The sequence below is a fragment of the Cupriavidus sp. 05N40 genome (assembly GCF_056397305.1).
The window spans coordinates 19,988-36,960 of sequence record NZ_JBFTND010000046.1 but is presented as its reverse complement, the minus strand read 5'-3'; the positions used below and the strand labels follow the sequence as shown (position 1 = coordinate 36,960).

General features: G+C 59.7%; 15 protein-coding genes. 10 read left to right on the top strand and 5 right to left on the bottom strand.

Features of this window, described 5'->3' with window-relative positions; genetic code table 11:
• Nucleotides 1-244: 244 nt before the first annotated feature.
• Both kce and AC1DO7_RS13420 read right to left on the bottom strand, forming a co-directional pair.
• Nucleotides 245-1,183, bottom strand: a complete 939-nt coding sequence (gene kce, locus AC1DO7_RS13425) for a 3,5-dioxohexanoate:acetyl-CoA acetone transferase (protein WP_441614118.1) — start codon at nt 1,181-1,183, stop codon at nt 245-247.
• Between the two features lie 28 nt (nt 1,184-1,211).
• On the bottom strand, nt 1,212-2,126 hold the full coding sequence (locus AC1DO7_RS13420) for a 3-hydroxyacyl-CoA dehydrogenase family protein (RefSeq protein ID WP_441614117.1): 915 nt from the start codon (nt 2,124-2,126) through the stop codon (nt 1,212-1,214).
• A 137-nt stretch (nt 2,127-2,263) separates the two neighbouring features.
• Here AC1DO7_RS13420 and AC1DO7_RS13415 point away from each other — a divergent pair, with 137 nt between their 5' ends.
• Nucleotides 2,264-3,289, top strand: a complete 1,026-nt coding sequence (locus AC1DO7_RS13415) for an AraC family transcriptional regulator (RefSeq protein ID WP_441614116.1) — start codon at nt 2,264-2,266, stop codon at nt 3,287-3,289.
• Between the two features lie 367 nt (nt 3,290-3,656).
• A complete protein-coding gene (locus tag AC1DO7_RS13410; RefSeq protein ID WP_441614115.1) occupies nt 3,657-4,376 on the top strand; it encodes a tetratricopeptide repeat protein in 720 nt (239 codons plus the stop codon).
• Nucleotides 4,377-4,692: 316 nt separating this feature from the next.
• Here the strand turns inward: AC1DO7_RS13410 and AC1DO7_RS13405 are convergent, their stop codons facing one another.
• Both AC1DO7_RS13405 and AC1DO7_RS13400 read right to left on the bottom strand, forming a co-directional pair.
• Nucleotides 4,693-6,897, bottom strand: a complete 2,205-nt coding sequence (locus AC1DO7_RS13405; protein ID WP_441614114.1) for an OsmC domain/YcaO domain-containing protein — start codon at nt 6,895-6,897, stop codon at nt 4,693-4,695.
• 359 nt (nt 6,898-7,256) lie between these two features.
• The gene (locus tag AC1DO7_RS13400; RefSeq protein WP_441614113.1) at nt 7,257-7,979 is read right to left on the bottom strand and encodes a hypothetical protein; all 723 of its coding nucleotides are present in this window, start codon (nt 7,977-7,979) and stop codon (nt 7,257-7,259) included.
• Nucleotides 7,980-8,368: 389 nt separating this feature from the next.
• Between AC1DO7_RS13400 and AC1DO7_RS13395 the strand changes: the two genes are divergently transcribed.
• The 4 genes from AC1DO7_RS13395 to AC1DO7_RS13380 all read left to right on the top strand — a co-directional run bounded on the left by AC1DO7_RS13395 (nt 8,369) and on the right by AC1DO7_RS13380 (nt 12,633).
• Nucleotides 8,369-9,130, top strand: a complete 762-nt coding sequence (locus AC1DO7_RS13395; protein WP_477116225.1) for a hypothetical protein — start codon at nt 8,369-8,371, stop codon at nt 9,128-9,130.
• Between the two features lies 1 nt (nt 9,131).
• Nucleotides 9,132-10,382, top strand: a complete 1,251-nt coding sequence (locus AC1DO7_RS13390) for an AAA family ATPase (protein WP_441614111.1) — start codon at nt 9,132-9,134, stop codon at nt 10,380-10,382.
• A 422-nt stretch (nt 10,383-10,804) separates the two neighbouring features.
• Nucleotides 10,805-11,458: a hypothetical protein gene (locus tag AC1DO7_RS13385; RefSeq protein WP_441614110.1), complete on the top strand. Its 654-nt coding sequence runs from the start codon at nt 10,805-10,807 to the stop codon at nt 11,456-11,458.
• A gap of 5 nt (nt 11,459-11,463) precedes the next feature.
• On the top strand, nt 11,464-12,633 hold the full coding sequence (locus tag AC1DO7_RS13380; RefSeq protein ID WP_441614109.1) for a hypothetical protein: 1,170 nt from the start codon (nt 11,464-11,466) through the stop codon (nt 12,631-12,633).
• A gap of 178 nt (nt 12,634-12,811) precedes the next feature.
• On the opposite strand, the gene AC1DO7_RS13375 is transcribed toward AC1DO7_RS13380, so the two are convergent.
• Nucleotides 12,812-13,345 (bottom strand): tautomerase family protein, encoded by a 534-nt coding sequence (locus tag AC1DO7_RS13375; RefSeq protein ID WP_441614108.1) that lies wholly within the window; start codon nt 13,343-13,345, stop codon nt 12,812-12,814.
• Between the two features lie 109 nt (nt 13,346-13,454).
• Between AC1DO7_RS13375 and AC1DO7_RS13370 the strand changes: the two genes are divergently transcribed.
• The 4 genes from AC1DO7_RS13370 (at nt 13,455) to AC1DO7_RS13355 (ending at nt 16,941) form a co-directional block, all read left to right on the top strand.
• Entirely contained in the window at nt 13,455-14,495 is a 1,041-nt protein-coding gene (locus AC1DO7_RS13370; RefSeq protein WP_441614344.1) for a GlxA family transcriptional regulator, read from the top strand.
• A 402-nt stretch (nt 14,496-14,897) separates the two neighbouring features.
• Nucleotides 14,898-15,281 (top strand): DUF2946 family protein, encoded by a 384-nt coding sequence (locus AC1DO7_RS13365; RefSeq protein WP_441614107.1) that lies wholly within the window; start codon nt 14,898-14,900, stop codon nt 15,279-15,281.
• 90 nt (nt 15,282-15,371) lie between these two features.
• Nucleotides 15,372-16,412 carry a transporter gene (locus tag AC1DO7_RS13360; RefSeq protein WP_441614106.1) on the top strand — a complete coding sequence of 347 codons (1,041 nt, stop codon included), beginning with the start codon at nt 15,372-15,374 and terminating at the stop codon, nt 16,410-16,412.
• Entirely contained in the window at nt 16,402-16,941 is a 540-nt protein-coding gene (locus AC1DO7_RS13355) for a TlpA family protein disulfide reductase (RefSeq protein ID WP_441614105.1), read from the top strand. The genes AC1DO7_RS13360 and AC1DO7_RS13355 overlap by 11 nt, the downstream gene beginning before the upstream one ends.
• Nucleotides 16,942-16,973: the final 32 nt, after the last annotated feature.

Here is a 16,973-nt window from a genome sequence, read left to right as displayed (position 1 = left end):
GGTATGAGAAGAAAATCAGCGGCAGGATCCGCAGCGTGATTTTTCGATAGACCTGGTCCTCGGACAGCGCGTGCCCGTTGGCATCGGCAGTCAGCCCTACGCTGACATTTGTGGTGGCAGGCATGTTGTCTCCATGTTTTCTAAGAGTAGATGGCGCATTCTTGGCGCGCATGGCAGCGCCCCCCCCCGCCTCGTGGCGGGGCGCGGTGATGCTTGAAATGGGAATTGGATAATCCGAAGCCGCTCAGAATCGGGTCTTGTCCCGACCCTTGAGTTGCAGGAACTCTCGCGCTTCTGCGGGAGTCGCGATCTCAAGGGAGAGTTCCTCGAGGATGCGACGGATCTTTCGGACCTGTTCAGCGTTGGTTTTCGCCATGACACCCTTGCCGAGATAGATGCTGTCCTCCAGTCCCACCCGGACATTGCCGCCCATGATCGCTCCCATCGTGAGCAGCGACATCTGGTGACGGCCCGCGCCGAGGATGGAGAACGCATAGTTCTGCCGGCCAAACAGTCGATCCGCTACCGTGCGCATCGTCGTCAGGTTCTCAGGGTCAGGTCCAATCCCGCCCAAGATCCCGAAGATGGATTGAATGAAGAACGGTGGCTTGATCAGTCCTTCATCGACAAAATAGGCCAGGTTATAAAGATGGCTGACGTCGTAGCACTCCAGTTTGAACCGGGTTCCATGCTCGCCCAGCTCGCGCAGCACGTGGGTGATGTCCTTGAAGGTGTTCCGGAAGATCAGGTCGTCCATCCCCTCAACGTATGGGCGTTCCCACTCATGCTTCCAGTTCGTGATCTTTCTTGCGATCGGATGGATCGAGAAGTTCATCGAACCCATGTTGAGAGAACACATTTCCGGCTTTGCGCGCAGCGGGTAAGCGAGGCGCTCTTCCAGCGTCATCCGCGTACTCCCACCCGTCGTGATATTGATCACGGCATCCGTGGCCTCGGCAATTCGGGGAACGAACTGCTGAAACAGCTCCGGATCTGGCGAAGGCCTTCCGTCGACGGGATCGCGGGCATGAAGGTGCAGAATGGAGGCACCCGCTGCGGCTGCGTCGATCGCCTGCTCCGCGATCTGGTCAGGCGTAATCGGAAGGTACTCCGACATCGTCGGCGTATGCATGGCGCCGGTAACCGCGCAGGTGATGATTACCTTGTTGTTGGCTTTGCTCATAGTGACACCCAAAGTCTCTGGTGGATGGTTAGCGCCCAAGGGCGGTAATCAGATGCATGGCAAGGGCGTTGCGCACTTCATCGGCGGACTCTTGTGTCCAGTCACGCAGACCCTTCCCGGTCCGCATGCCTGAATTTCCCTGCCCGAGCAGATCATCGAGAAGCGGAGAAGGCTCTCGCGAGTTATCGAGGTCGGGAAAGATGAGCTGATGGACGTTTCGGGTGAGTTCCAGGCCTACCAGATCGGCATTCTCCATGGGGCCCAGAACCGGTAGCCGCATGCCGAAACTCTGCTTCACGACGATGTCGATCGTCTTCGCATCACAGACACCCCGGTAGACGAGCGAAATGGCTTCCCTCCACAGCGCATGCTGAAGTCGGTTGCCAATAAATCCTGGTACGTCTTTATGAACTTTTACGGGGCATTTGCCGACTTGTTCCAGGAGGGCGAACGTTTCATTGAAGACATCGTCGGACGTTTCTTCGATCCGGATCACCTCGACCAGCGGCACCAGATGCGGCGGATTCCACCAATGGGTACCTAGCAGTCTTGCCTTGGCCGCATCGCTCAACTCGCGGCCGATCTCGCTAATTGGAATGACGGAGGTATTGCTGGCCAAGATGGCATGGCCGGGCGCTGACGCGGCGATTTCCCGGAACAGGTGCTGCTTCAATTCGATTCGCTCGGGTGCCGCCTCAATCACCAGGTCTGCCTCGGCAACCGCTGCTTTCAGGTCGCGTTCGAGCCGTAGATTGCGAAGAACCGAGAGCGCCTTGCCGCCCATCTGGACCAGATTGTGAGAGATGTGAGCCGGCGCCTTATGGAGCACTTCTTCGTTGGAGTCGGTCAATGTCACGAGGTGATTTGCGGCGGCAAAGACTTGCGCGATGCCATGACCCATCAGGCCGGCACCCACGACGGTCACGTTGAGGCGTTTCTGCACTTACTGTCTCCTAGCTGTTCTCATGTCCTGCGGCAGGTGCCGGGGATCAGGCTGTGCGGTAATACTAGAAAGCAAAGACTTGCCTGGTAAGGTCCCTTTCGGACATATTGATGTCCGAAAGAGACACAGGAGAGATCATGGCGGCTCGCCCCCCACTACTGAACGACCGGATCTACGCGCCGTACAAAATCGAAATGCTGGTAGAGGTGCTGGAACGCCAGGGCCTCTCGGCAGAGGCCTGCCTGCAAGGCAGCGGATTGGCAGTGGCGGACATTCATAGCCCCGAAACGCAAACCTCTGTCCGTCAGTACCTGCAGGTGTGCCAGAACGCCGTGCGTTTGTCGTCAGACCCGGCAACTCCCTTCGAAGTCGGTCTTGCCATGCACCTGTCCGCATATGGGATGTACGGATATGCACTGATGTGCAGCGAAACCGTAAAGGACTTCTTCAACCTGGGCGTGAAGTATCACAAACTCGCCACGCCAACCTTAACCATTCAGTGGCGGGAAGATCCAGACACGGCGGTGTGGGTATTTCCGGATGCCTTCATCACTAGCCCCTCGCCGGAACTGCGGCGGTTCCTGATCGAGCAGCAGTTCGCCCAGCATGTCACCCATCTGAAGGACATTGCCGGCGCCGGATGCCTTCCGGTCGAGGCCCGATTTTCCTATCCCGCACCGGCTCATGCGGGCCTCTATGCGACCTATTTCAAATGCACTTGCTTGTTCAACCAGGAGCAATGCGAACTCGACTATCCCCGCGCAATCCTTGACGGAAGGCCGCAGCTTGCGCACAGGCTGACCTCGACGCTGCTCCAGGATACATGCGACCGCCTGATAGGCCAGGCGAAGACTTCCACGGGAACCGCCGGCGAGATCTATCAGTTGATGATGCGCACACCCGGCCAGTTTCCATCAATGGATGAAGCCGCTGCCGCGCTACACATGACCACGCGGACATTGAGGCGCCATCTCCTTGCCGAGGGGGTATCGTTCGTTGAAATAGCCGACGACGTAAAGTGCTCATTGGCCACGGAGTATTTGCGAACAACCGAATTAAGCATCGACGACATCGCGGTACTCACTGGCTTTACCGATCCCGCGAATTTTCGAAGAGCTTTCAAGCGATGGACGGGAAAGAACCCCGGGGAATTCCGTGCGTAGTACGGAAGCTGACAACGCCGCGACTAGCGAGTGGAAGCGTCATCAAGTTCCTGGTAACTCAGTTTGACCCGACAGCGGTGTGCGTCCGTTGGGTCGCCGCAACATACCCCACTTCAGAAGCAACATCCCCCCGTTCTGGTGATGGTAGCTTGCAGTCCGCAGAAGGATTGCAATGCGCAACCATGAGCCTGGAGCGCAATCCGTGCGAAACGAGATTCCAGCCGTCCCGATCTGGCGGTATGGTCATTGCAGGCAACGAGGCGATCGAGAAGCACTTTTTGCACCCGCCATCTGCCCTGACCCAGCGACTCTCTCATTCCGCATGCGATCCAAATGGATAAATAACGGTAATAAGGGGAGATACGCCATGAAGCTGGTACGGGTACTACTGACGACCGCAGCGCTGCTGCTCTCGGTCTCATGTCTGGCGCAGGAGGCAAGCACGCCTTCAGCGCTCGATACCGAAGCTGCACGACTGCTACAGGAGGGTTCGCGACTGGCCATCGCGGGCAAGCGAGCAGAAGCGATCGAGGACTTCGACAAGGTAAGCGCCATGTATGAGAGCGCGCTCCAAGGCAGCAAGGTTAAGCTGTTTAGTGCCAGATTCCAGCCCGAGGCATTGTTTTACCTCGTGGAAGCATCCAATGCCAAGACGCCGGCCAGGGTTGTCTCCGGCAATTGGGCCTACGCGTATTACATGAAAGGCTACGTGCTGGTCGAGCTTGGCCGGCTCGCGGATGCCAAGGTCTCGCTGCAACAGGCCATTGATCTGGCTCCGCACAATTCCCAATTTCTTGCGGAACTGGCGAGTGTGTATCAACGCGAAAAGGACTGGTCTCTGGCGATGAAGACCTTCCAGGCTGCCGAAACGCAAGCGCGTGAATTTTCTCCACCGGCGCTGAAAAACGCTGAGCTTTCGCGGGCATGGCGCGGCCAGGGATATGTCTACGTAGAACAGCACCAACTCGCTGAGGCCGAGGCCCTGTATCGCAAATGCCTCGAATTGGATGCTTCCGATACCAGGGCCGCAAACGAGCTCCGTTTCATTCAGGCCCAGCGGGCGAAACAGGACAACCGGGCTCAGTGAGTGCCGGTGCGGCGCGACGGCGACCACGTTCGGCTAGCGAATTCGATGTGGTGACCAGAATCTCGAGTGTCCGCATCGGCCGACGAACCGACTAGTGCCGTCGATGCGCGAATGTCCGTTGTTTAAGTTGAAACGACGCCCGGGCGTTCGAATGGACCGGCGGGCCGACGGCCGTAGCCAATCTCGGGCGGATGACCCGCCGAGGAACTGCGACTGTCCCTGCCTGCCCTGAGCGGCCTCTGAGCTTTCTCGAAAGCGGACACTGAAGGCGAGTGCTTCCCGATGGAGGCCTTCCCCGCCTTCTTGATCCTTAGCCTTAACTGGCTATAGCCGCCACATTTGCCCGCGCCGAGTGCAATTTCTTGTAGCTGTCGATCAAGCGGTGGTGCCTGTCGAGCCCCTCCAACTTCATGCTGGTTGGCGTCAAACCAAAGAAACGCACGCTGCCGTCCACTGAACCCAGCGCCGCGTCCATCCGCGCATTGCCATACATCCGGCGGAAGTTGACCGCGTAGTCGTCCAGGTTCAGATCGTCATCCAACTGCACTTCCAGCACCACATTCAAGGCCTGGTAAAACAGTCCGCGCTCGACCGTGTTGTCGTTGTACTGCAAGAAGGCGCCCACCAGCTCGTGCGCCGCCTCAAATTGCTGCAAGGCGAGATTGATGAGCAGCTTCAACTCCAACACTGTCAGCTGCCCCCAATCCGTATTCTCGTCAAACTCGATGCCGATCAGCGTGGCGATGTCGGCGTATTCATCGAGCTCACTGTTATCCAGACGCTCAAGCAGGGCCTCCAGGCTTGCGTCGTCCAGGCGATGCAAGTTCAAGATATCTGCGCGGAACGACAGTGCCTTGTTGGTGTTATCCCAGATCAGATCTTCTACAGGATAAACTTCCGAATAGCCCGGAACCAAAATCCGGCAAGCAATGGCGCCTAGCTGGTCATACACAGCCATGTACACCTCTTTACCCATGTCCTCAAGAATGCCGAGCAAGGTTGCTGCTTCCTCGACATTGGAGTTCTCGCCTTGGCCAGAAAAATCCCACTCGACAAAATCGAAATCCGCCTTGGCGCTGAAAAAGCGCCACGACACCACGCCGCTGGAATCAATGAAGTGTTCGACAAAATTGTTCGGCTCCGTCACGGCGTTACTGACAAAGGTGGGCTGCGGTAAATCGTTCAGGCCTTCAAAACTGCGACCCTGCAGCAACTCTGTCAGACTCCGTTCCAGCGCCACCTCGAAACTTGGGTGCGCGCCGAACGAAGCAAAGACACCGCCAGTTCGTGGGTTCATCAAGGTGACGCACATCACCGGATAAATTCCACCCAACGAAGCATCCTTCACCAATATCGGAAAACCTTGCTCTTCCAGCCCCTGAATGCCTGCCCGAATGCCAGGGTATTTCGCCAGCACTTCCTGGGGCACATCGGGCAGTGCCATTTCGCCCTCCAGAATTTCGCGCTTTACCGCCCGCTCGAAAATCTCGGACAAGCATTGCACTTGCGCTTCGGCCAGTGTATTACCGGCACTCATGCCATTGCTGGCGTAGAGGTTTTCGATCAGATTGGAGGGAAAATACACCACTTCGCCGTCCGACTGCCGTACAAACGGCAGCGAACAGATACCGCGCTGCACATTCCCCGAGTTGGTTTCGTACAGGTGCGAGCCACGTAATTCGCCATCCGGATTGTAAATGGGCAGGCAGTATTCATCGAGAATTCCAGCCGGTAGCGCATCTTTGCGTCCAGGCTTGAACCAGCGCTCGTTCGGGTAATGTAAAAACGCCGCATTGGCGAGGTCTTCGCCCCAAAACGTACCGACATAAAAATGGTTGCAATTCAGGCGCTCGATAAATTCCCCCAACGCCGACGCCAGCGCGCTTTCCTTGGTCGATCCCTTGCCATTTGTAAAACACATTGACGAGTGTGCGTCACGGATATGCAGCGACCAGACATTGGGAACGATATTGCGCCATGAAGCGACTTCAATCTTCATCCCCAAGTCCGCCAAAATGCCAGACATATTGGCGATGGTTTGCTCCAATGGCAGATCCTTGCCCGCAATATAGGTGCCGGCGTCAGACGCCGGCTTCAAGGTCAGCAACGACTGAGCATCGGCATCCAGGCTCTCTACCTCTTCGATCACAAACTCGGGTCCGGCTTGCACCACTTTTTTTACCGTACAGCGATCGATGGAGCGCAAAATACCCTGGCGGTCTTTGGCAGAAATATCCGCGGGCAACTCGACTTGAATCTTGAAAATCTGCTGATATCGATTTTCCGGATCGACGATATTATTCTGCGACAAGCGGATATTATCGGTCGGAATGTTGCGATTTGCGCAGTACAACTTGACAAAGTAAGCCGCACATAATGCCGACGAGGCCAGGAAATAATCGAACGGGCCAGGTGCAGAGCCATCGCCCTTATAGCGGATCGGCTGGTCGGCTACCACCGTGAAGTCATCGAACTTGGCTTCAAGACGTAGCTTATCGAGAAAGTTGACCTTAATTTCCATGGGGGAATTCCAAAAATCCTGCTCAAAATGATGCGACCGCTATTATCCGACGCCGCGCTGGCGCATTGTAATATATCGGTGCTTTCTACAGGCGCCGTCGCATACGGATAATTTGACAAGTGAGCGCCAATTGCGCAGGACGTGGCTGGAACTTCACGCCATGGCGATATCCAGGGCAGCGAGTTGTCAAAGACCTATCGCAGGCTGCGTAGCGTACTGACCACTTGGAGGTGCCTTATTAGTCGTCGGGACGGAATGTGATGATGAAGCGGTCCCGCACCCGAGCCGACCGCACTGTCCGCGCCGCCTGCCAGCGCCTCGTCGCGGTCATTCGAACATTCGTAGGACGGAACAGCTGACTAGCAATCGGGCTGTATTCCGTAGAAGGTATAAAACTCCGCGATCGGGGCTTCGACGGCGAGCGCCTGCAGTGGGAAGGTGAGTGCCAAGTCTCGAACATTCGTCAGATTCAAGAGCCGTCTCTTGAAATCCTGCACAACGCCGAGTCTGAGCGAGCCATCGCGGTGGAGAAATTGTCCCCATAGCGATACGTGGCGATACCGCGGTTCTGCAACCCTGGCGCTCGCGACGTACGCCGCGGGAAAGCACCGCTGGTATGCAGGGAGGTTATAGAGCCACGAGGTGCCCACGACTCGTGTCACTTGTTGCCTGTTGCGCTTGACGTCACCGAAGAGTGACCGGAGTTCAGCAAGCCGTGCAGGCATGCGCTCCATGCTCAAAGGAGATGCCGTGGTGGATTCCGCATTCTGGAAATGAATTCGCACACATTCCGCGTCCTGCATCGCGTATGAAAAACAGCCAGCGGCCGCTGCAGTTCGGGAATCCTCACCTTGCGTGAGATAGAAACGATACGTCCATTCGCCAATATCCGATGTCCGGGTCAGTCCATCGACGTACTGACGCCAAATGGGATGACGCTGGTCAAAATCCCTGCCTAGCCCAAACCGAATGTAGAAGTTCGTGTAGTCGAGCAATGCTCGTTCGACGGGCATGTCGACAAGACCCGCAACTGCCCGGGCAAAATCAAGCTGCAACTCGAAAAAATCCCTGCTGTAAGCCATTGGCGCCGCCTCCCTAGAGCGTGGCAAGAGCGATGGCGACGGCTCGCATGTTTTCCTTGAAGCTTCGTTTTTTTGGCGATTGGTTTCGCATTAGACCTACAGGGAAATACGGCATTAATTTCCGGAAATGGTTACCAAAAGACCTCGTAATGTCTCTTGTGAAAGACAGGCAAATGAGGCGTGAATGTTGTTGGATTTGTGGAAACTGGCAAATGTCGCTTTATGGCCGGACTGGGGCGTCGAATCATTGGCCTTCCCCGGAAATCGGCGATGAATCTCTATTTTTGCTTGCCTYGAGCGGGCAGCGTAAGCCAATATCTTGAGTTCCAAGTATCATGGGGATTTGTTCGGCGTAGCTCCTCAAGACCACCAAGAAGAACAAACACCTGATGGACAACGACGTTCCACTCGACCCGCCGCGTCTGAGCGCGCRCAGCGAGCCTTTGCCGACGAGGTTGCCGCGCACGCTAGCCTCCGCGACACTTCTTGCCGCGCTGGTCATGATGGCTGCACTGGCCGGCTCGGGGCAGTTCGGGCGCTTGTCCCCGGCCTTCCTTCTGCACGACGTGGATCATCTCTCATCCGCGCAGCAGCAAGCAAGACTCGAGGCCTTCAACGCCGTCACCGCCTTGCCGGTCGCTGCCGTCGAACCAAAGGATGAAGAGACTGCCCTTGCAGGAATGCGGCTCAGCGCGATCGCGCGCGAAGCACTGACAGCCGACCTGCATGAGCGCCCGATTGAAGCGGCTGCGGCTTCGCCGAAGCCCGCCACCGGCACAGGCTCGTCCGTCACGCCACAGGCGCAGGGGCCCGAGACCGTCCCTCACCCTGCTCCGGTCAGCACCGTGCGGCCAGTCGCTCCGGCCAGGCACCCAACCCGGCTGATCTGGCTGACGCTGTGGGACACCGACGATGAGGATGGCGACGTCGTACGCATCCAGAGCCAGGGATACTCCCGGGTGGTCACCCTGACGCGCCAGCCAATGACGTTCGCGGTTCCTGCTGCGTCGTCCGGGGTCGTCAATATCGCCGGAATGCGCGACGGGGAAGGCGGTGGCATCACGGTCGGCGTGGCTTCCGGCGCCTCGCGCGTGACATTACCAATCATGAGCGTTGGGCAGACTATCGGCCTGCGCACCCAGGCTCCGTAAGATGGTCCGACTGCTGAACGCCGCCAGCCGCGTGCTCCCCCTGGCTTTTGTCGCGATCGCGTTGATCGCCATCGCCCAATTCTGGATAGAACATGGGCCTTCGGGAGCGGTCATGCACGACGGCCTGCAGGATGCTTTGCACCGGCTGCGCGAAGTGGCCTGGTATCTTTTTGCTGTGGCCTTCGGGCTATGGTTCTTCGTCTTTGCCGGACTAATTCATGAGCGCACGCGGACCTTGTCCGCCAGTGGCAATCGGGGGGGATGGGTAATGGATGTTCTGGATCGCTTGACCAACAAGCGTGTGCTTGAGGAAAAACTCGCGGCCGATGCCGAATCGGTCTTTATCGATGCGAACCAGCTCGCCGAGGCACTGAAAGGCAAGGTCATCGGACAGGATGCCGTGTGCGACGACATGGCAATGCAGATACGCAGGCGCCTCGCGCTGAAGCAGCGCGGCAAGCCGGTGGGTGTTTTCTTGCTCGCCGGACCGCCCGGAACGGGTAAAACCTATCTGGCCAAGCGCCTGGCCAGCGAGTTGCAACGTGCCTTGATGCACCTGGACATGACGCAGTTCTCGAAGGGCGGCTTCGCTGCCACCTCGCTGTTCGGTTCATCCAAGGGGTACGCCGGTTCGGACACCTATGGCAAGCTCACAGCCGCCTTGCGTGATGTACCCAACTCGGTCGTGCTGCTCGATGAGTTCGAAAAAGCGCATGCGGAAGTCCACAAGAACTTCCTGACTGCCTGGAACGACGGCTTTGTAACGGAAGCGTCTGACGGCAAGCAGATCCCGACCACGCAAGCCATCTTCATCCTGACTACCAATGCGGCGACCGATGCGCTCCAGGAACTGAGCAAACGCTTCGAGAATGATGCCGATGGCATGCGCCAGGCTGCCACCAACGCATTGCGTGAGGCTGGCATTGCGCCCGAAGTGCTCAACCGCATCGACCGCATCTTCGTGTTCAAGCCGCTCTCCGGAATGGATGTGGCGCGGGTAACGGCACTCGAAATCGAGGCGATGATTCAGAGCTACGGCCTCGAGATCGTGGACGGCGGCATCGCCCCGGAAGTGCTGATCGCACTGATGCAACGGCAGGCGCGGCTTGGCGGTGGCGCGTCGTCGCGGGATCTGGTGCGGGCAGCCGAGGAATCCATTGCCGACACCCTGATCGAAGCGCGACAGAAGGGCCATAGCCGTATTGCGCTGATTGCCGAAGACAAGCGCATTGTTGCCAAGCCCGTCTCGTGATGACCGCAAACGTTTCCTGGTCCGGTGCCTGGCGCAGGCTGTGGGCACGCGCTCCAATATGGCGTAGCGCCGTGTTGCTGGCGACGGTCGCCACCGTGCTGTTCGTTTGCCTCGGGCGGAATCCACCGCACCTGCGCGGTTCCACTTCAGAGGACCTGCAGGCCACGGCCTCCTACACGGCTCAACCCCGACCGCAGACCGAGCCGGCCCCACCGCCCGCCATTCCTGCGGGAGATCTCCCCCGTGCAGCGATGCCAGCACCACCGGAGGTGCCAGTCGCACATCCCAGAAAGCAGGAGGCCGCGCGCATCCAGCAGCCCGCGCCTGCCGCGCCGCGCGAGGTACCACTTGCACTGTCACGCCCGGCCGGCTCGGCTTACTCCGATCCGGTGCAAGGCGCGTCCCCTGGTGCCAAGGCTCCAATGGGCAAGACTTTCCGCGATATGTTCGAAGTTGGCGGGCACCGACTACCGTTGCCTCCCGGTACGTGGACGGTGCTATCTGATATCCGCGGCAACCGTCCAGATCAGACGATCGCGACCTATTTCCTTGGTCGCATCGAACATCAGCGACTCGCCGGCGCGCTGATAGTCCAGTCAGTCGTGGCGAAGACCTCACCAGCGACGGGGTTCCCGGTGGCGCGCTCCTGCGATGACGGTAATGCGCTCTACGTGGTCAACGAATCGAACGAACCCAATGGCAGTCAGTCTTGCTGGCTGATGCACAACATCTTCACGCCGCCGTGGACCCATTGGGACGACCGAAGCGTGCGCATTGGCCAGGCTGAACGCGCCGCTGCAGGCGAGATGTCCGTGCGCGGGATCTCCTATCCGCAGGATTTCGTAGTGGTCGAGTTCCATCGCGCCGAGAAGGCAGACCTGCTGCATGTGGCGTACCTGTTTAGTCCGGAGCAGGAACACATCAACACATCGCCGGCGAGTACGTTCCGCGATTCTGACTGGTATGGCCCGAATGTCGCGCGTGACGCCGCCAGGGTTGCCTATGTCGGGCGCCTGCGGGACTGGGGAGCAAATTGGTGGAACAGATACAAGCAAGCCTTCGCGTCAGTCGGGTAGGCCTGATGCCATTCGCCCTTGACTGGAGATGGCCGACCGTCCCGGCGCTGATGGCGGGGCTGGCCGCCCTCACGATAACAACCGTCGTGCGAGCCGATCCGCCGTCTCTCCCGCCCGGCGAAAAATTGCTGTTCCAGCCGGGCTTGCCGGCAGGCTGGCGTGGAATCCCCTCGCCAGCCAGGATGGCCGCCGAGGCACCGTCACAGGTCACGACCGAGCGTTTCGTACCGGAGAACCCGTGGCAAGCCGACTGGGAAGAACTGCTCGCAGTGACCATCTTTCTTGGCCAACGGCTGGATCCGGCCAGTGCGCTCGAGCTGGAGCGCAAACCAAAGAGCCAGCACAAGACTAGCCGCTGCCAGGCGGTGCCGCAGATGATGTACAGCGATACCGAAGCGGCGAACGGTTACCCTGCCGCCACTGATGTCGTGTTCTGTCCCGATGATGGTAACGGGAAGGCGTATCTGTCGATTGGCAAGTTCATTGCCGGCACCGTCAACTATTACGCGCTACATCGTACCTGGACATTCCCCGCCACGAGCAGCATCCCGGTTCCGACGGACGAGCAGCGCCGCTGGGTCAACATCATGACGGGGGCCATTGTTTGCGACAACCAGGCAGCCTCGAGTCCCTGCAAGATTCGTCCCGGCATCAGCTACATGGCCATCACGCCGCGCCAGGTTGCAGCCACATCGCCGGCAACAGAGCACATCATGGCGGCGCTGGCCAAGAGCCATTCCGCAGCATCGGCACAACTGGGGGATCAATCGCCCACGTTGCCGCAGCCTGGTCCGGTGCAGGCAACCAGCCTGTATGGCGTCCCGCTCAGCCAGGCGACGCGTACATCGCTACGGCGAGCCATCCAGGGAAGTGGCCTGATGAAAGCCATCAAGCTGGATCTCATTGATAGCGTCGACAGCTACACCCCCATCCCGTCCACGGCCGATGCCAGGCAGCTCGATGTCCATTACGCACCGGATGGACGGTTTAGCCAGGCCGAGTACCTGTTCAAGCCCGACGTTGGAATCGACAAACTCGGCGAGAGGATGAAGTCCAGATTCGGGCCACCGGCTGCCACTGCGGGGGACACACTGCGCTGGATGCCAGCGCCGACACTGACAATCGAATTGCGGCAGGGGGCGGGCGGTGCGGTGTTGGCATACAAGCGCGACTAGAGCGTGTTATGCATTTTTCGTCACGGCTCATGTCATAGGGAGATGACGAAACGCAGACCCTACCCAACGGACGTGTCGGACGAGGAATGGAGCTTTGTAGGTTCTCCTTCGGTTCTTTGAACGTTGGCAGCGGGCGCGGGCATCCGCTCGCGCACCGCCAGCACGACATGTGACGCTGTTATGACCTGGCACTTCCAGCGCTAATGGCATCAACGGCGGCTTCCAGCGTGATGCGTGCTTTTTCGCGCCGTCTGCGCGCGAGTCGCTCCTCGCCGGCGCTGCGTTCGGACTCACCGGCCAGTAGCGCATGAATGGCGGGCAGCCTGAGGATGACGCCGCGACTGCCCCAGGTACCGTCCGGAATTTCTGTCGGAAAGACCCATACCCGCGATACGACCTCGTCGAACGGTCGGCCCTCGGCACGGGCGACCGCTTCCGTGATCGCTTTAACCAGTGCGCTACGCGACTCATCGGTGTACTGCCCCTCGGGCGCCGAAGGAATAATCCGGTAGCGCACTGCCTTCGAGCGCTCTCCTCCGACGAATACCGCGGCCGGTCGATGCAGATGGAATACCGATACGGCTTGCGCAACCGGATTGCCCGGGTCGTACCCTTCGGCTTTGATCAGGATGTCAGTCAGTTCTTTAACCAGGCGTGCTTCCGCTTCAGGCGTCAAGGCATCTTCCGGCCACAGTGCGTCGATCATTGGCATGGTGTCACTCCTTCTTCAGGTGTTTCGGTTCGCTGATCATCGGCCTTTACGGGCAGACCTGGAAGTGGCAGTATTGCCATCATCCGAGGAATATCAGACACATACGCAAATGATCACGATCCGGATCTGGGTCTATGACGGCATCCTGGCATCGGGCGTTGCGGGACCCATCGACGTCCTCAATGCCGCCAACCACCTGAGTGCACGGGAAGCCGCACATAGTCGCCATCCTTCCCCCAAGTTCACCTGGCGCGTGGAGTCGCTGGACGGAGGACCGGTCAAGGCCGCATCGGGCCAGAGCATTGCCGTGGACGGGAAAATCGATCCCCGCAAGCGTTCGGACGCCATTCTGGTAACGGCCCCTTTCTTCTCCAACATGGAAGAATTCATCGGCCGCCACAAGCAGTTGAACGCGCTGACCTCCGCGCTACGGAGCCAAAGCGAGGCGGGCGCCGTGCTGGCCACATACTGCACCGGCAACTACCTGCTTGCCGAGGCGGGCTTGCTGGACGGCCGGGTCGCCACGACACACTGGGCCACTGCGGCGGACTTCGCCCGACGCTATCCGCGCGTCGAGCTTCGGGCCTCGGAGATCCTGATCGCGCAAGATCGCATCATCTCGGGCGGCTCCGTGACGTCGTATCTCAACCTCGCCGTGCGGCTGGTCGAAACGTTCGCGGGCGAGACGCTTGCCGCGAGGACCGCCAAGTCACTATTGATCGACATGAACCGGACTTCTCAAGCGTCTTATGCGAAGCTTCTCGACGACCACGGTCATGCCGATCCGCTCGTCGCACGAGCGCAACAGCGTATGGAGGCGACACTTCAGCAGGGGTTTCGGCTGAGCGAGCTCGCCGAGTGGCTCGCTGTCAGCGAACGGACGCTTAACCGGCGTTTCAAGCTGGCAGTAGGCCTGGCACCATTGGCGTATCTGCAGAACCTGCGCATCGAAGTAGCCAAACAGTTGCTGGAATCAAGGCCCATTGGCCTTGAGATGGTCAGTCAACGCGTCGGCTATGGAGACCTCAGCACGTTCCGGCAACTGTTCAAGCGCAAGACCGGCCTTTCGCCGAGCGAATATCAAATGCGATTCGCGCGCACTTCGATCACGGACGAGACAGAAAGCAAGTCGCACAGCCCTCCCGATTAGCAATCCGCAACGCCGCAAAGGCGGAATGCCGCGGAACCGATCCAACAAGCGGTTGATTGCGCAAATGGATGCACAGCTTTGTGTTGTTCGAGCGATGCGGTGAACTCCGCCGAAACAGGGGTGGCGCAATACACCGCGCCCGGTCAATGCCGACCGGCGACGGGCGACGTCGTGCTGGCTTCCTGGAAGAGAGTGGCGTAGCGTACGGAATGCGGGGAGATGCGGCGTAAGCTGGAAATATGAATGGACAGGGGCCGTTTGCGATGACTTCCGGCGCAAATGCCGATCCGGCGGCAGTGGGTGCGACTCGGTGTCCCCCCCGGTCTAGCTGAATCAAGCCCAAAGCGTCCTTTCAGGCGACGGCTCGCCACGATAATCAGCCCCCCATTTACACGAAGCAACATGTCCTTCACCCATCGGCTCGTCTTCTGGCTCGCGCTGCTGGGCATGGCGCTGCACGCGCCATTGCTGCCGATGACCCACGGGCAATCGGCCGAGGCAATGCTAGATCACTCGATCTGCAGCGCAAGCGGCATAAGCGTGGTCTCAGTGGCCGATCAAACGCCCCTCGGTCAGGGCGCCCCCGGCAACCACCAAAGCCTCGGCGATTCCCTCTGCTGCCTGGTCTGCGCGGATCTCGGCAACACTAATGCGATACCGCACGCGCCGTTTGTCTTTCAGCCTCGCCTCAGCCAGCCTGGCCTTGTGCGGCCGGTGTTACAGCGCAATGCCTATCGGCCTCCGAGCATTCTCCTCGCGACGGCCCGAGCGCCGCCTTTGGCATGATCGGCTTCGCCTGATCGCCCGCGCGCTGCACGGGCGCGCGCCCATGCCACGGGCGGACTACCGGTCCGCCCCCGTATTGCCCTGAACACCATGAATCCGATCCTTCGCGCCGGCACCGCAGGTGCCGCATTGCTGCTTCCCTCGTTTGCGTTCGGCTGCGCCACCTGCGGCTGCTCACTCAGCGCCGATGCCGCCATGGGCTACTCCACAATGCCAGGCTGGCGCATCAGCTTCGATTACAGCTTCATCAACCAGAACCAGCTGCGCCATGGGACAGGATCCGTCCCCGCCACGCAGGCTGCCGCAATCAACGACGCTGGCGGCAGCCAGGAGGTGGAGAAGCAGACAATCAACCGTTACTACAACCTGGGCCTGAGCTACAGCCCGAATAGCAGCTGGAGCTTTAGCACGATCGTCCCCATCATCGACCGCAGCCACACCACGTACGGCAACGCGACTTCCGACCAGCTCACGCCGGACAACGTGAGCGGTGTGACGGCCAGCGGCCTGGGCGATATCAAGCTCATCGGCACCTACCAGGGCTTCCTGCCCACCCGAAACCTTGGTGTGCAACTTGGCGTGAAGCTGCCCACGGGCGCCTACGGCAGCCAGAATGTCGTCACCGGCGCCACCGTGGGCCGCCCGGTGTTCTTCTCCTCAGGCCCGAATGCGGCTGCGGGCCAGGCGCTCGACGCCAGCCTGCAACCCGGTACCGGCAGCACCGACCTGATCCTTGGCGCGTACTATTACCAGCCGGTCAGCCAGAATTTCGACGCCTTCATCAATGGCCAATTCCAGGCGGCGGTGATGCAACGGCTGCACGACGTCAATGCGGACTATCGTCCCGGCAATCTCCTGACCGTGAGCACCGGCGTGCGCTACGTAGTCAAGCCAAAGGTGGTGCCCCAGCTACAGTTCAATTTCACGCACAAGAGCTCAGACCAGGGCGCACTTGGCGACACCATCAGTACAGGCGGTAGCGTGCTCTACCTGAGCCCCGGGGTCACCGTCGCCGTGAGCGAGCACGTGCACATGTACGCCTTTCTGCAGAAGGCAATCTATAGCAATCTTCAGGGGTACCAACTCTTTCCTCGCTGGACTGGCAACCTCGGGGTGTCCTATGCGTTCTGATCTCTCGTCTCGTCGCGACTGGATCCGCAAGGCCGCCGCGCTTGCCTGCGGACCTTCTCTTGCTGGCTGGCACACATCGGCGCGCGCGGAGAGCCTGGCGGTGGGGCGGCCGGCGCCACCGCTGGTGCTGCGCACGCTCGACGGGCGCAACATCGATACGCGGGACCTGCATGGCCAGGTAGTAGTACTCACGTTCTGGGCAACGTGGTGCGGCCCGTGCCACACAGAGCTTCCTGTCTTGTCGACCTATGCGACGGCTCACGCCCGGGAAGGACTCACCGTGCTCGGCTTCAGCCTGGACACGCCAGACTCGCTCGCCGACGTACGCAAGATGGCTGCCAGCCTCGCCTTTCCGGTAGGACTGCTGGGTAGTGCCTACGCGGGCGGCTACGGCCGGGTCTGGCGTCTTCCGGTGAACTTCACCATCGACCGCGCGGGGATCCTCGCCGATAACGGCTGGGATGATGCCAGCCCGGCCTGGACAGCCGAGCGGCTGGAGCAGGTCGTCACGCCTTTGCTGAAGCGGTAACTGGACAGCGCCTTGGGCGACATGCACTGCGG